The 14543-nt window shown below is 74.0% G+C and carries 11 protein-coding genes; 4 read left to right on the top strand and 7 right to left on the bottom strand.

Annotation, left to right across the window (positions count from 1 at the left end):
* Positions 1–45: 45 nt before the first annotated feature.
* A complete protein-coding gene (locus tag ACFYXA_RS10725) occupies positions 46–963 on the bottom strand; it encodes an AraC family transcriptional regulator (RefSeq protein ID WP_389030728.1) in 918 nt (305 codons plus the stop codon).
* 137 nt (positions 964–1100) lie between these two features.
* Between ACFYXA_RS10725 and ACFYXA_RS10720 the strand changes: the two genes are divergently transcribed.
* From ACFYXA_RS10720 to ACFYXA_RS10710, 3 genes are all read left to right on the top strand, one after another.
* On the top strand, positions 1101–1880 hold the full coding sequence (locus tag ACFYXA_RS10720) for an MBL fold metallo-hydrolase (RefSeq protein ID WP_389030725.1): 780 nt from the start codon (positions 1101–1103) through the stop codon (positions 1878–1880).
* 206 nt (positions 1881–2086) lie between these two features.
* Positions 2087–3028 carry an SMP-30/gluconolactonase/LRE family protein gene (locus ACFYXA_RS10715; RefSeq protein WP_389030722.1) on the top strand — a complete coding sequence of 314 codons (942 nt, stop codon included), beginning with the start codon at positions 2087–2089 and terminating at the stop codon, positions 3026–3028.
* Positions 3029–3197: 169 nt separating this feature from the next.
* Positions 3198–5387, top strand: a complete 2190-nt coding sequence (locus ACFYXA_RS10710) for a SpoIIE family protein phosphatase (protein ID WP_389030719.1) — start codon at positions 3198–3200, stop codon at positions 5385–5387.
* A gap of 102 nt (positions 5388–5489) precedes the next feature.
* Here the strand turns inward: ACFYXA_RS10710 and ACFYXA_RS10705 are convergent, their stop codons facing one another.
* Positions 5490–6674 carry a type III polyketide synthase gene (locus ACFYXA_RS10705; protein ID WP_389030716.1) on the bottom strand — a complete coding sequence of 395 codons (1185 nt, stop codon included), beginning with the start codon at positions 6672–6674 and terminating at the stop codon, positions 5490–5492.
* Between the two features lie 420 nt (positions 6675–7094).
* Between ACFYXA_RS10705 and ACFYXA_RS10700 the strand changes: the two genes are divergently transcribed.
* Entirely contained in the window at positions 7095–8525 is a 1431-nt protein-coding gene (locus ACFYXA_RS10700; protein WP_389030713.1) for a cytochrome P450, read from the top strand.
* Positions 8526–8556: 31 nt separating this feature from the next.
* On the opposite strand, the gene ACFYXA_RS10695 is transcribed toward ACFYXA_RS10700, so the two are convergent.
* The 5 genes from ACFYXA_RS10695 to ACFYXA_RS10675 all read right to left on the bottom strand — a co-directional run bounded on the left by ACFYXA_RS10695 (position 8557) and on the right by ACFYXA_RS10675 (position 14493).
* Entirely contained in the window at positions 8557–9459 is a 903-nt protein-coding gene (locus ACFYXA_RS10695; protein WP_389030709.1) for an amidohydrolase family protein, read from the bottom strand.
* Positions 9460–9564: 105 nt separating this feature from the next.
* Positions 9565–10785: a VWA-like domain-containing protein gene (locus ACFYXA_RS10690; RefSeq protein ID WP_389031684.1), complete on the bottom strand. Its 1221-nt coding sequence runs from the start codon at positions 10783–10785 to the stop codon at positions 9565–9567.
* 86 nt (positions 10786–10871) lie between these two features.
* The gene (locus ACFYXA_RS10685) at positions 10872–12149 is read right to left on the bottom strand and encodes a MoxR family ATPase (protein ID WP_352247054.1); all 1278 of its coding nucleotides are present in this window, start codon (positions 12147–12149) and stop codon (positions 10872–10874) included.
* A gap of 120 nt (positions 12150–12269) precedes the next feature.
* Positions 12270–13781, bottom strand: coding sequence for a hypothetical protein (locus ACFYXA_RS10680; protein WP_389030706.1), 1512 nt, complete (start codon positions 13779–13781; stop codon positions 12270–12272).
* 142 nt (positions 13782–13923) lie between these two features.
* Entirely contained in the window at positions 13924–14493 is a 570-nt protein-coding gene (locus ACFYXA_RS10675; protein ID WP_389030703.1) for a DinB family protein, read from the bottom strand.
* Positions 14494–14543: the final 50 nt, after the last annotated feature.

Raw genomic sequence — 14543 nt, 5'->3', positions numbered from 1 at the left:
CACGTAACGCCCCGAAGACCGCCTCGCCGACCGTCTCGGCGCGGCCTAGGGGCGAGCGCCGCCGCCCTGGTGGGTCAGGCGGAAGGCGCCCGGGGTGACGCCGGTGTGACGGGTGAAGAACTTGCCGAAGTTCGTGGGTTCGGGGAAGCCGAGGCGGCGGGCGACGGCCGCCACGGGTTCGTCCGTGTGCGCGAGCAGCCGTTGGGCCTCCAGGGCGACGCGGCCGTCGATGACGTGTTTGACGGGCTGTCCGGTGGCGGCCGCGCAGGCACGGGTGAGGGTCTTCACGGCGTATCCGAGGCGGTGGGCGTAGTCGGCGGCGCGGCGGGTGGTGGCGTAGGAGCGTTCCAACTCGGCGCGGAAACGGGCGTACACCTCGCCGCCGGCGTGCGGGTCGCCGCCGCCGTCCGGATGGGGCAGCCGGTCGACCTGCAACAGTACGGTGGCCAGCAGGAGTTGGAGGATCTCTGCCGACACGGTCTGCCGCGGCCGGGCGTACTCCGTCCGCAACTGGCCCAGCAGCGTGGTCAGTACGGCGTACTCGGGGCGCGCGCCCAACTGCCAGTGGGAGGGGCCGTACCACTCGTTGACCAGCCGGTGGGCGCTGCTGCCGTGGGGCGGGAAGGCCGGGGTGAACAGCAGGTGCGTGCCGTTGGCGGTGCCCGGCCGGGTGAAACTCTGCACCTGGCCCGGGCGGACCCAGGTCAGCGTTCCTGGGCGGCAGGGGTAGGTCACGAAGTCGACCGCGTGCTCTCCCTCGCCCTCGGTGATGAGGGTGAGGGTGTGGAAGTCGACCCGGTGCACCAGGTCGGGCCGTCTGCGCCGGCGGCGGCGCCGCTCGTGCAGGGTGGCCAGGTCGATGATCTCGAAGCCGGGGACGTGCTCCTCGGGCGGATTGAAGTCGAGCCGCAGGATCGGGCCCTCCTCGGGTGAAGCGGTCCCGTCCTCAGAGTTCGCGGGCACCATCACGCTCTCCGATGTTCGTATGTCCTCGATTCACCATGGCCTGTCTGCAGCGTATCTCGCCTGCCTGCGGGTCCACCGGTGAAAGTGGAGGACATCGAGCGGCGAAGGGCCGCCCTCCACCACAAGGAGCACCCATGAACGGCACGGTCACGGTCCTCGACAAGGGCGCGGTCCGCATCCACAGCTACATGTCGCCGGCCGACACCTTCCACACCACCACCCAGCTCATCGAGACCTCGGCGCGGATCGTGGCGATCGACGCCCAGCTGCTGCCCGCCTACGCCGACGAGGTCGTCGCCTACGCGAAAGGTCTCGGCAAGCCGCTGGACCGGCTGATCGTCACCCACGCCCACCCCGACCACTACAACGGCGCCGCCCGCTTCGGCGTCCCCGTGCACGCTCTGCCCCAGGTGCGCGAGCAGATCATCGCGCGCGGCGACAGCCGGCTGCCCACCGGTCAGGTCATCCCCCTCGCCGACTTCACCCCGACCGTGGACCTCACCCCGGTCACCGAGATCATCGACGGCGTCCCCTTCGTCTTCGAGGCCGTCTCCGGCGGCGAGGCCGCCGACGAACTCCTCGTCAGCCTGCCCGATCAGGGCGTCCTGGTCGCCCAGGACCTCGTCTACAACGACGTCCACCTCTACCTCGGGAACAACGACATCACCGGCTGGGAGCGGGCCCTCGACCTGCTGGCCGCCCGGCCCGGCTACGACACGATCCTCGCCGGCCACGGTCTGCCCACCGGTCCCGAGATCTACGCGGACGTCCGCCGCTACCTCGCCGACGCCCGCGAACTTCTCGGCGACGACGGCGAGGCCTACAAGCAGGCGATCGTGGAGCGCTACCCGTCGCTCGTCGGCCCGTTCATCATCGACATCGCCAACCGCTCCCTCTTCCCCGCGGCGCTCTGAGCCTCGGCCTCCCCTGAGCCCCAGCCTCGGGCTGAGCCCCAGCCTCGGGCTGAGCCCCAGCCTCCGGCTGAGCCCCAGCATCGCCCCGAGCCTCGGCCTCACCCCGAGCTCAGCCCCCTGCATCCAGCACGTGGCCCCCTGTCGCCGGCCGGCAACACCCCCTGACGGCAGGGCATCCCCCCACCCCCGATCCAGGAGAACCGCCCATGCACGCCCGCTCCTCCCTCACTGTCCTGGCCACCGCGCTCGCCCTGCTGGGCACAGCCGCGACCGCCACCGCGGCCACCGAGCCCCTCTCCCGCCCCCGCGTCACCGCCCACTTCGACCTGGCCGGCGGGCAGCAGCCCGAGAACATCACCGTGGGCCGCGACGGATCCGCCTACCTGACCTTCTCCTTCGCCCGGCAGATCGTCCGGATCGGCCCCGACGGCCGGACGCACGTCCTGGCCACCCTGCCGGCCCCCGCGCACGCCCAGACCCCCAACCTGGGCAAGGCGTTCGTCGGCGGGATCGCCCGCGCCCATGACGGCACCCTCTACGTCACCTACGCCACCGGCACCGCCGACCTCACCGGCGTCTGGGCCGTACGTCCCGGAGGCCGCCCGCACCGCGTCGCCGCCCTCCCCGCCGACGGTCTGCCCAACGGTCTCGCCCTCGACGAGCGCACCCACCGCGTCTACGTCACCGACTCCGTGCACGGCGTCGTCCACCGGCTCCCGGTGAGCGGCGGCAGGGCAACCGTCTGGGCCGAGGGCGACGCTCTCAGGCCCAGCACCTTCGCCGGCGCGAACGGGCTGAAGCTCCATGGCGGGGCGGTCTGGGTCACCAACCTCGACAAGGGCACCGTCCTGCGCATCCCGATCACCGCGCACGGCACGGCCGGCGCGATCCAGGTCCGCGCGACCGGCATGCCGTCGATCGACGACTTCGCCTTCACCGGCCGCGGCGACACCCTGCTCGCCGCCCGCGACGACGACGAGGTCGACCTCGTCCGCCCCGACGGCACGCACACCGCCGTCCTCACCGCGGCCGACGGCCTGCGGACCCCCACCTCCGTCGCGGTCCACGCGGACAAGGTCTACGTCCCCAGCGCCGCCTACCTCACCGGTGCGGACCCCAACCTCCTCACCGCGCGCCTCGACCGCTGACAGTGCGGCCTCTCGTCGTCGGGAGGCTCCGCGCCGACCGTGCTGGTGTGGGCGTAGCGACCTCAGGTGTTATTCAATGAGGTGTGCGGTCAGGGATCTCGGGGCCCGTCGCACGGATCTGAGTACGGCCCCGGCGCCGCCCCCGCCGGGGAATGCCTGAGAGAGCCGTATGGACTCCACACCCTCTCCCTCGTCCTCTTCGGCGTTCGACCTGGTCAGCAGCGCCCTGGGGCGCTACATCCCGCGCGGCGGGGCGGCAGCGGCGGTCGGCCCCGCCGACGCGCAGGGCGACCGCACGAACTGCCGCCGTGCGTCGGACGGTCCGTCGGGCGGCCGGCAGGACCAGATCCTCGGCGCGGTCAACCAGGACCAGATCCTCGGCGCGGTCAACATGGACAGGGACCTGAGGATCACGCGCTGCAACCTGGAGGCCCCCGTCTTCGCGGGGCTGGAGGTCCTGGCCGGGAGTCCCTTCGTCGATCTCCTGCCGCCCGGTGACGTGCCGACGGTCACCCGTCGGCTGCGGCAGGTACTGGAGACGGGGGAGGCGCACGTCGCCCGGATCCAGCGCCTGCGGCGCGGCGACGGTTCGGAGCTGGTCGTCTCGATGAGCATCCTGCCCGCCGCGCCGCCGCACGAGGGCCTCACCGTCTCACTGATCGCCATGGCCCGGCGGCTCCACCTGTACGCCGCCGAGACCGCGATCGGCACCTCGCTGGACATCGGCGAGACCGCGCAGTCGCTGGCGCAGTCCCTGCTGGCCTGGGGCGACGTGGCCGCCGTCGACCTCGACTTCACCGTGTGGACGGGCGAGGGCGTCACCGGGCAGCGGCAGGGGCGCATCCGGCTGCGGCGGGCGGCGCTGGTGCCGGACCGTGTGTGGCCCGAGGGCTATGTGACGCCGGGCGACGACCTGCCCGGCGATGCGAGCCGGCTGCTGGCGCAGGCGATACGGCGGGACGACGCCCCGCAGACCATCGTCATCCCCGACCGGGAGGCGGTCGAGCGGGTCCTCGGCAGCCCACGCGTCGTGCGTGCCCTGGTGCCCGGCGAGCGGTCGGCGGCCCTGGCGTGCGTGCCGCTGGTCCTGGACAGCGAGCCGCCCGTCGTCCTGGGCGTGGCGGAGATCTGGCGGCGGGCGGACGCGCCCTTCCACGACAGCGAGCTGTTCGACCTTCAGGAACTGGTCGCCAGGACCGCCCATCACGTCGACCTCGCCCGTCAGCACCAGCGTGAGCACACGCAGGTGCTCGCCCTGCAGCGCCGGCTCCTGCCACGGAGCGGCGGCGACACCATCGAGATCGCCAGCGTCTACCAGCCCGCCACCCCCGACAGCGCGGGAGTCGGCGGCGACTGGGTGAACAGCTTCCCGCTGCCGGACGGACGTACCGCGCTGGTCGTAGGCGACGTCGTCGGGCACGGCCTGGGAGCCGCGGCGACCATGGGCCAGCTGAGCATGGAGGCCCGCGCCCTGCTGTCCGCGGGGCTCGCTCCCGACGAGGTGCTGGAGCACCTGGACGAGACCGTGACGCTGCTGGACGACACCGAGTCCGGGCTGACGGCCGGCTACAGCGCCCTCGGCTCGACCTGCTGCATCGCCCTCTACGACCCGGTCAGCCACCAGATGGTGCTGTCCAGCGCCGGCCACCTCCCCCCGGTCCTGATCACCCCGGACGGGCAGGCGGGCCCGCTCCCGGTCCGCCCCCACCCCGGCCTGGGCGCAGAGTTCGCGCTCCGCGAGCCGTTCCACGTGCACACCTTCGGCGCACCTCCGGGCTCCCTGCTCGCCCTCTTCACCGACGGTCTCGTGGAGGACCGTGCCCTGTCGATAGACGAGGGCATCGCGAGGCTCACGGACACCGTGTCGGGGGTGCACCCCTGGGACTCCCTCCAGCAGGCCGCACGGCACGTCGTCTCCTCGCTGGTGCCCGCCAGGCAGCGCGACGACGTGACCCTGCTGCTCGCGCGGACGATCGGCTACCGCAAGGGGGACACCGCGACCTGGCGGCTGCCCGCCCGCGACGACGCCCCCGCACGTGCCCGCGCGCATGTCTGCGCGCTGCTGCGGACCTGGCGCACCAGGGCCGACACCCGGGACGACGTGCTGCTCCTGGTCAGCGAACTGGTCACCAACGCGGTCCGTTTCGCCACCGGTCCCGTCACGGTACGGCTGATCAGGGCCGGGCACGGCCTGCTGTGCGAGGTGGGCGACACGGGCAACGGCAGGCCGAACCTGGGCCGGGGCGGCCTCCTGGACGACGGCGGCCGCGGCCTGCACGTCGTGCACCGGCTCACCACCCGGTGGGGGGTGCGGTGGACGGACACCGGCAAGGTGGTCTGGGCGGAAGTCGCGCGGTGACGCGACCGGGGGGTGAGGCCGCGGTAGGCGTGGCGGGTGCCACCGGATCGGGCGGCGACGCCCGGACGCCCGGCCTCAGGCGTGGTTCCGCTGCGGGCGGCTCTACAGCCACTCGCCTTCCAGGGCGGTGGCGGTGAGGCCCGGCGCCGCCGCGTAGAGGACGGCGCGGCTGCCCGGCTTCTGCCCGGCGTCGTGCGCCCGCCGCATGATGTCGAACACGGCGGCGCCTCCGCGGTTGCCGCTCGTGTAGCTGTCCCGGCTGTGGTCCAGCAGCCCCGACGGCCAGGCGTCCGGCATGGTCTGCTCCATGTACTCCAGCACCCGGGTCCCGCCGGGGTGGGCGAGCAGCACGTCGGGGTGCCAGGAGTCGGGGTCGTCCTGGTACCGGAGGCGCAGCCACTCCCACATCGCGGTGACCGTCTCCTGCACGGCGCGCGGTCCCCGCCGGTCCATCACGAAGTGGGTGCCGTCCGCCCGCGTCTCCAGGCGGTGCAGGTCCTGGGTGCCGGGCAGGGTGTGGTGCCAGGCGGCGTCCAGCCGCAGCACCGACTCGCGTCTGGTGCGGCCCGTGACCACCGTGGCGACCGCGGTGTCCGCGAACAGCAGACGGACGATCAGGGACTCCAGAGTGTCGTCCGCGGGCTGGTAGGTCGTGCTCAGCGCCTCGGAGATCACGACCAGGACCACCCGGTCGGGGTCCGCGGCCACGAGCTCGGCGGCGAGCGCCAGGGAGCGGGTGCCCGCGATGCAGGCCCACTGCGTGGCCGGCAGCAGCATCACGTCGTCGCGGAGGCCGAGCCTGTTGGCCAGGGCGATGTCCAGTCCGGGCAGAGCGGGAGTGGTGGAGTGACTGGTGATCAGGCAGTCGACGTCCGCTGTGTCCAGCCCGGCGATCTGCAGGGCCCCGCGCGCCGCACGCTCGCCGTAGGACCGCACTGCCTCCCAGGCCGGCGCGGTGCGCTCCTGGACGGTCTGCGGCGCGGGGACCGCCTCCAGCGCGGCGATCACGCGGTCCACGTCCTGCCGGCTGAACCCGTCGTTCGCCAGGGCCTCTTGGGCCGGCCCGATGTCCGCGGCCCGCAGGGCGCCGCCCTCGCCCGGTGCGACGGCGGCCTCCAGCGGCAGCATCCAGCCGCGCGTCTCGATGCCGGTGCTCGCGGCGATGCCGTCGATGCGCGGCTCCCAGGCCGCGTGCGGATGGCGGTCACGCACCTCCGCGACGATCTGGCTGGTCCGCACGGCGTGCTCGCCGTGTATCACGGCGGGAGGACAGAGATAAGCGGCCATGGTGGGGCACCTTTCCAGGGGGAACCGGTGGGGAGGTCACGAGTGCTGTGCGCTGGGTCACTTCCGGGTCGCGCGCCCAAGGGGTCGCCGGCGAACTCGACTTGGGCAGTCGCCATCTGCCTTCGAGCATGGACCGTAAAAGGACATTTACGCTGTGATGCACACAACTCAGACGGGCTCCCGATGTGTGACGCGGCGCACACCGGTGAAATGCTTGCTGTGAGCAGCGCTTGACCTGTCGTCAGCCGGGGCGGCCGGCGGGCCCCGGTGTTTCGCCTTCTCCGGCCGCGGTTTCATCGCCGGTGACGCCAGGGGAGCCCTGCGCTGAACTTCCCGCCCCACCTGGGGTAGTGTCCCCACCGATTTCAGCTACCGACCGAACGTGTGTCGGTACGGGGCGTGCGGGAGGACGGCGACACGATGGCATCAGGGGTGGGCGACGGCGGGTCCGTGGACCTCGATCAGGCGCGGTTGGAGGAGTTGAGCCCTGAGCCCCTGCTGACCCGGGACTACGAGACCCGCCCCTCGCTCGTGTACGAGCGGCTCAGGCAGCGGCACGGCCCGGTCGCGCCGGTCGATCTGCTCGGCGTGCCCGCCTGGCTGGTCATCGGCTACCGCGAGGCGCTCCAGGTCCTCCAGGACGACGACGCCTGGCCCAAGGGGCTGGAGAACTGGCGGGCCCGGACGCAGGGCGAGGTGCCGGCCGACTGGCCGCTGGGACCGTCCCTGGAGGTCAACCACATCCTGATCCAGGGCGGCCCCGGCTACCGGCCGCTGCGCACGGCCTGGGACGCGGCCCTCAAGCCCTTCCAGGACCCGCGCAACGCCCAGGCGAAGCGGCTGAAGGCGGCCGTCACCGCCTACGCCGACGATCTGATCACCCTCGTCGGACAGGCCGGCGGTACGGGCCTCGCGGACCTGTCCGCCCAGTTCTCCCGCCCCCTGCCGCTGATGGTGGCAAGTCACCTGCTCGGCTTCCCCGGTTCGCAGGGCGACGACGCCCTGATGGACATGTGGCGGGTGCTGGACGCCGGCCCGGACGCCGAACCCGCCCTGGAGCGGCTGCTGGCGACGCTGACCGAACTGGCCGCCGCCAAGCTGGAGAAGCCCGGGGACGACTTCCCCTCCTATCTGCTCGCCGCCCACCCCGAGCTGTCCCTGGACGCGCTCGCCCGTGAGCTGTTCATGCTGCTGGGCATGACCTCCGACCACGTCGGCATCCTCATCTCCAACACGGTCGTCGAGGTCGTCTCGGGCGAGGGCGGAGTGCGGGCCAGCCTCTCCGCCGGGATGGTCAGGGAGTCCATGAACCGGGTGGTCATGCGCAAGCCGCCCCTGGTCAACTTCGTGCCGCGCTTCGCGGCCAAGGACACCCCGCTCGGCAACTACACGATCCGCGCGGGCGATCCGGTGTGGGTGTCCTCCGCCGCCGCCCACGCCGACCCGCTCTTCGCCGACGGCATGGCCGCGAGCACCATGGTCAGCACCCGGGCGCACCTGTCCTGGGGCGCGGGTCAGCGCCAGTGCCCGGCACGCGAACTCGCCTCGACGGTCGCGGCGGTCGGGGTGGGCCGGCTCTTCGAGCGCTTCTCCCACCTGGACTTGGCGCTCCCCGCGGATCAACTGCCCTGGCGGTCCTCGCCGTTCATGCGGGGCCTGCGCTCGCTCCCCGTGCGGTACGAGCTGGTCCCGCAGTCCGTGGCGCCGCCGGCGCGGGATGCGGCGTCCGGCGCGGACTCCGGCGCCGAGTCGGCGGCGGAGCCCACCGGGACGATGAGCGCCGACCCGTCGGCCAGGCAGCGCTCCTCCCTGTGGCGCTACCTGACAGGACTGATCCGCACGGGCCGCTGATCCGGCGGGACTTCGGGCTTCTGGCGGTCTGTCACGCCCCGCCCGTGAGCAGGCGGCGCGGATTGGCGACGCGGAACGCGTACGCCGCCGCGCCGCCCAGGCCGAAGCCGGGATGGCGGGGCGGGCTCGCGTACGGCCGGTCCGAGCCCTGGACGACGGCGTCCACGCCGAGCGCGCGGACGACCGCGTCGACGCCCGCCGGACCGTACGACGACGTCTCGACGTACACGTCCGGATCCGCGTCGGCGAGGCTGCCGTCGCCCCGGGCCGCGAAGCGCTCGCCGTGCAGCGGGGCCAGCCCCGCCAGCAGGGCGAAGCACACCCGCAGCCGCGGATGCCGGGGCCGGCCGAAGGCGCGGAAGGCGAACCAGGCGGCGTGCATCTGCTGGACGTAGGGGACCATCGCGGGCCACCAGGGCGGCCCCTCCGACCCGCCCGCCGCCGGCCCCGGGTGCACGAACAGCGGGAGGCCGCGCTCCTCGAGCAGGTCGAGCAGCGGGGCGCAGCGCGCGTAACCCGCCGCGTCGGCAAGGGCGTTCGCCGGAAGCTGGAGACCGGAGAAACCCTGGTCGAGGACGGCGGCCGTCGCCCCGGCGTCGACGTCCCTGACGCACGCGGCGGCCCACGCCCCGAACGGTTCCGGCAACGCGGCCGCGTCCTCGTGGTAGGCGTCCAGGAGCGGCCGCGCCCGGTCCGCGGGCAGCCACTCGACGCCGAGCGGGCAGGACAGCGACACCAGCGCACGGCCCAGCCCGTCGCCGGCGGCCAGCTCGGCGCGCCGGGCCACGTCGTGGTCGGCGGGGGAGACCCGGTAGGGCGCCTCCCCGGCGAGGTGCAGGGTCCAGCCGTCGAGGAACGGCGGCTCGTCACGGGCCCGCAGCGCCGCCAGGAAGGCGGCGCCCCACAGATGCTGGTGTACGTCGACGCTGGTCAAGACGCTCCTTCCGCAACGGCGCGCAGCGCACCGTGGACGTCGTCAGCCCCCAGGATGTCTCAGCCGCCCCCCTCCCCGTCCACCAGGGCCCTGGGCCGGCTCCCGTCAACCGCCGATCTCCACCACCCGTGCCCACGGGGGCGGCCCGTCCGGGATGTAGTCCGGGTCGTCCTCGTCCCAGGAGCCGGCCGACAGCGGCCGGGGGAACAGGCCCACCACCGTCCGGCACGGCGGCTGTGCGCTCGGCCAGGGCGTCTGGCCGTCGGTCAGGACCACGATGACGTCCGGGCGCGCCTGCGCCCGCAGCGCCCTCGCGAACCCCGAGCGCAGGTCCGTCCCACCACCGCCCACCAGCGGGATCCCCTCGCCCTCGCACAGCGGGTGCACGACCCGGGCCGAGGCGTCGCACGACAGGACGGAGACCAGGTCACGACGGCCGCCCACGGCACGGGAGATCGCCGCGACCTCCACAAGCGCGCTGCCCAGCTCGGAGTCGCTGACCGACCCCGAGGTGTCGATGATCACGGACACCCGGGGCGGACGCCGCCGCAGACTCGGCAACACCACGCCGGGCAGGGCGGAGGAGCGGCGCGCGGGCCGCCCGTAGGAGTAGTCCTCGCCCGCGCCCGGAGCGGACGCCGCCGAGCGGACGGCCGCGCCCAGCAACTCGCGCCACGGCTGCGGCGGATGGAACGCCTCCTCGGCCCACCGCCGCCACCCCCGCGGCGCGGAACCGGGACGCCCGGTGATGCCCTGCGCCACCCGGAAGCGCACCGCGTCCCGCTGCTGCTCGCTCAGGCCGTGCGCCCCGTCCGGGCCCAGCTCCCACGCCCGTTCGCGCCCGTCGGCGCCGCTCCCGCAGTCCAGCCACGCCAGGTCCTTCAGGCGAGGCCCGAGCCGGAACATGCGCAGGTAGTCCTCCATCAGCTGCCCGCCGGGCAACCCCAGCAGCTCGGGCAACGCGGCGCCCTCGGGCCGGAGCAGCCCGTCGCCGAACACGTCGTCGTTGATCTCGAAGTCCGCCGCGATGTTCATCCGCAGGCGCTCGCCCGGGCCGGTCAGCCCGCGCTGCCGCGCGACCCGGTCACCACGCCCGTGGTGGTCGCGCAGCAGGTGCGACACCTCGTGCACCCACACCCCGGCCAGCTCCTCCACGGGCGTGCGGTCCACGAACGCCGGCGAGACATAGCACCGCCAGTGCCGGTCGACCGCCATCATGGGCACCTGCCGGGACTCCACCGTGTGCAGCGCGAACAGGGCCGTCGCCAGGTAGGGACGCACCCGGGCGGCGTGCAGGCGGGCCGCGAAGAGCTTGTCGAGGTCCAGGGCTCCCGGTGGGCCCGGCGTCCAGGCGCCTTCCTGTGCGGCCGCGTCCGCCGTGCCGGCTTCGCGTTCGCCGCGCGTGTCCGCGTTCACCGTCCCGCCTTCGCGGCCGCGGCGGCGCGGGTCGCCGTGCGGGTCGCCGCCTGGTCCGCGCGCCGGGACATGGTCACCACACCGGCGAGCCGCTCGATCGACTCCGGCACGTTCCAGTCCCCCTGGCGCAGGGAGGCCAGGGTGGTCGCCGGGACGACGACCAGGTCGGGGGCGCCCGTCTCCACGGCCCGCACGAGCAGCGCCCACGCCGCGTCCCAGCGCTGCTCGTCCGGACGCCGCCGCACGGCGTCCACCACGCCGTCGAGCGCGGCCTGCCGCAGATCGCCCCGCTCGGGCAGCTCGGCGCCCGCCGGATCGGCGAGCAGCGTCTCCGGGTCGGGGAGGTCCATCCGGTCCAGGCTCGCCAGCAGCTCCAGCCCAGGACCGTCGCCCACGGCGCCCCGCACCAGCAGGGACAGGACCTCCCGGGAGGAGCCCGCCGCGGTCGCGAAGGCGACCAGGGTCATCGCCATCTCCCAGCTACGGGGCGACGGCCAGGCGCCGCCCCGCCGGGTCTCGCTGCCGGGCAGCCGGTGCACCAGGGTCGGGCGGGTGGCCAGCAGCCCGCACACCGCGCGCCGCGCGAAGTCCACGGCGTCCACCAGCTTCCCGGGGTCCAGCCGGGGCAGGGTCGCCCGGGGCCAGGTCCCGCCGAGCCCGCGCACCACCACCTCAGGGTCGTGGGCCCACTGCACATGCACGAACCGGTTGGCCAGCGGCGCGCTCAGCTCCCATCCGTCGGCAGCCGAGGACCGGGGGTTGGCGGCGGCCACGATCCTCACCCCGGGCGGCAGTCGCAGCGCGCCGATCCGGCGTTCCAGCACCAACCGCAGCAGGGCGGCCTGGACGGCGGGCGGCGCGGTGGACAGCTCGTCCAGGAACAGCAGCCCCTTCCCGGCCCGCACGAGCCGTACGGCCCAGTCCGGCGGGGCCATCGGGACGCCCTGCTCCGCGGGATCGTCCCCGATGACGGGCAGTCCCGAGAAGTCGGACGGCTCGTGCACACTCGCGATCACCGTGGTCAACGGCAGATCCAGGGACGAGGCGAGCTGGGTGAGCGCGGCGGTCTTGCCGATGCCCGGCTCACCCCACAGGAGTACGGGCAGATCGGCCGCCACGGCGAGCGTCAGTGCTTCCAGCTGGTCGTCGGGGCGCGGTTCGGTCCCGGTGTCGCGCAGCAGACGCAACAGGGAGTCGGCGAGGTCGAGTTGAGACGCATCGGCGGGCGCGGAGAGGAGGACGGAGTCCATGGCGAACGGGGTGCGTGCGGGCATGGGTGATCACCTTCGGGTATCTCGGAGAGGAATGACAAGGAGTGACGGGGCGTCAGAACTAGCAACAGAATGGATAGTTGCCGGATTGGCCGGTCGTCGTGCCCGGCGAGCCGGCGCGGGTCAGTAGAAGGCGCGGCCGTCCGGGTGTGAACGGCTGCGGCCTGAACGGGTGTTGCGCCGGCGGTGCTTGCCGCGGTCGTCGTTGCGGAAGCGGGCCGGCTGGGGGTCGGAGAGGCCCGCCCGGTACAGCCCGTAGGTGATCCGCCGCAGGGCGGCGTCCTCCAGCGCGTCCCGCAAGGGGCCGCCGCGCACCACCGCGTCCGGGCCGAGCAGACCTTCCACGACGGCCAGCGCGCCGGCGATGTCACCGTGGTCGAGCCGTTCGCGGACGCCGGTGAGGCAGTCCGGGCGGCGGTGCGCCTCGTCGACGGCCTGGAGACAGGGGAGCGGAGTGCCGGTCAGCGCGACCAGCAGCTCCTCCCGCCTGAGCTCGTCCGGATCGTGGTCGAGCGGGGCCAGCGCCCCGTCGACGAGACCGATCCGGTGCGTGGCTCCCCGGCACTCCACCAGCCGTGGCGCGCCCGCACGGTCCGGCGACGGGCGCGGCTCGGCCGGCGGCATGTGGCCCGGCACCAGCGCCGAGGCGACCAGCGGGTGCAGCCGGTCCGCCTCGATCGCACCGGCGCGCAGCAGCGCCAGATCAGGGAGCTCCCAGGTCGCCGCCTCGGGCAGGACCGGCAACCCGGCGCCGACGGCGTCCTTGGACGCGACGGTGATCCGTGGGACGGGAGGCCCGCTGCCGCCCGCGAGCAGCTCCAGGAGCAGCCGCTGCCGAGCCCCGGACCGTACGACGACCGCGCCGACGCCGGCGGTCCGGCCCTCCGCGCGCAGCAGGATCTGCGCCTCGTCGGCCCACCGGCGGACAGTCCGGCGACGATCCTGCGGGGGACCGGCGAGAGGCGGGGCGTCCCACGGATCGGGGTGAGGCGGGAGCTCAGGGGGACCGGGCGGGCCGGGGAGCGCACTCAGGAGCTGGAGCTGTGGTTCACCGGGGCCGGTCTCCGGCCGGTCCGCCCCCGACCGTGCCCTCAGCTCGTCCGTCCTGCGCGCGTCCCACAGGTGACGGTGCAGGTCGAGGCGGTGACGCCGGTGCGGACGGGGGTGCGGGTGGCGGCCGACGCCGGCGGTGCGGCCGGTCCCGTCCCACAGGGCGAGGCTGATCCGCTGACCGGCGTCCGCCCAGGCCGGCGGCGTGCGCGCCACGAGGTGCAGCGGGCGGGGCCTGCCGTGGCCCGTGCCGTCGTCGTCGACGTCGTAGCGCGCCAGTGTGAGGGTCAGGCCGGGGCGCAGCAGGCCGTCGGGAGCGATCCTCGGCATGTGCCAGCGCAGCAGGTCCGGCGCCAGGTTCCGCAGGTCGGCCCGTAGTCGGGCGGTGAGTTCCCGGCCGTGGGCGCGCGCCACGGCGCGGAGTTGAAGATCGACGTCGACGCCGGCTGCGGCGCACGCGCCCGCCCAGTCCCCGGCGTGCCGCCGGGCGGTGGCGGTCTCGATCATGGAGGGCGGCACGGCGAACTCGCGCACGCGCAGCCAGAACGAAAGGCGGGGATCCCCGTCCGCGGTCGAAGTGAGCATCAGCGCTCACCTTGCGCGCACGGGACCCCCGATCTGATGTCGGAGTGAGTGGTCATCGCGGGCGAGCGTAGTGCCCGTCCGCGTGACCTGTCACTCGATTAACGTCCGGGCGTCCGGGCCCGGTTGTCGGCTGTCCGGTTGCTCAGCCCATGCTCTTCGAGCCGTCCAGGGCCTCACGGATGATGTCGGCGTGGCCGGCGTGTTGGGAGGTCTCGCCGATGATGTGCAGCAGCACCCGCAGGGCCGACCACCGGGCGCCGGGCTCGAACCACGGGGCGACCGGCAGCGGATGGGACACGCTCAGGTCGGGCAGGGTGGCGACGAGCTCGTCCGTGCGGCGGGCCACCTCGGCGTACTCCTTCAGCACCCCGGCCAGCGTTTCGCCGGGCAGCATCCGGAACTCGTCGGCACGCCGTGCCCAGTCGGCCTCGGTCATCTGGTCGAAGTCGCCCATCGTCGACGGGCCTTCCAGGATGAAGTCCACCCACTTCCGCTCGACCGAGGCGACGTGCTTGATGAGCCCGCCCAGACACAGCTCACTGACGGTGGTGCGCCGCCCGGCGTCCTCGTCGCTGAGGTCGCGGGTGGTGAGACGGAGGAAGTTCCGGTGGTGGGCCAGGGCCGCCAGCAGGTCGGCGCGCTCGCCGGCGGCGGCCGGGGCCGCGGTGTCCTGGCCGGTGGTGTCGGGGGCGAGGGGCTGGTTCGCGTTCATCGTGATCTCCGGCTCGTCGGCGGTGTCGTTCCGTGGACAAGCACCACAGT

Source organism: Streptomyces sp. NPDC002566 (genome assembly GCF_042889585.1).
GTDB lineage: Bacteria > Actinomycetota > Actinomycetes > Streptomycetales > Streptomycetaceae > Streptomyces.
The sequence above is the reverse complement of the archived record's forward strand: the minus strand, read 5'-3'. Positions and strand labels throughout refer to the sequence as shown.

Bases quoted from the DNA above. Each gene is read 5' to 3' on its own strand.
- ACFYXA_RS10675 (WP_389030703.1), bottom strand. From the start codon at position 14,493: ATGAACGCGAACCAGCCCCTCGCCCCCGACACCACCGGCCAGGACACC.
- ACFYXA_RS10680 (WP_389030706.1), bottom strand. From the start codon at position 13,781: ATGCTCACTTCGACCGCGGACGGGGATCCCCGCCTTTCGTTCTGGCTG.
- ACFYXA_RS10710 (WP_389030719.1), top strand. From the start codon at position 3,198: ATGGACTCCACACCCTCTCCCTCGTCCTCTTCGGCGTTCGACCTGGTC.
- ACFYXA_RS10715 (WP_389030722.1), top strand. From the start codon at position 2,087: ATGCACGCCCGCTCCTCCCTCACTGTCCTGGCCACCGCGCTCGCCCTG.
- ACFYXA_RS10705 (WP_389030716.1), bottom strand. From the start codon at position 6,674: ATGGCCGCTTATCTCTGTCCTCCCGCCGTGATACACGGCGAGCACGCC.
- ACFYXA_RS10720 (WP_389030725.1), top strand. From the start codon at position 1,101: ATGAACGGCACGGTCACGGTCCTCGACAAGGGCGCGGTCCGCATCCAC.
- ACFYXA_RS10685 (WP_352247054.1), bottom strand. From the start codon at position 12,149: ATGCCCGCACGCACCCCGTTCGCCATGGACTCCGTCCTCCTCTCCGCG.
- ACFYXA_RS10700 (WP_389030713.1), top strand. From the start codon at position 7,095: ATGGCATCAGGGGTGGGCGACGGCGGGTCCGTGGACCTCGATCAGGCG.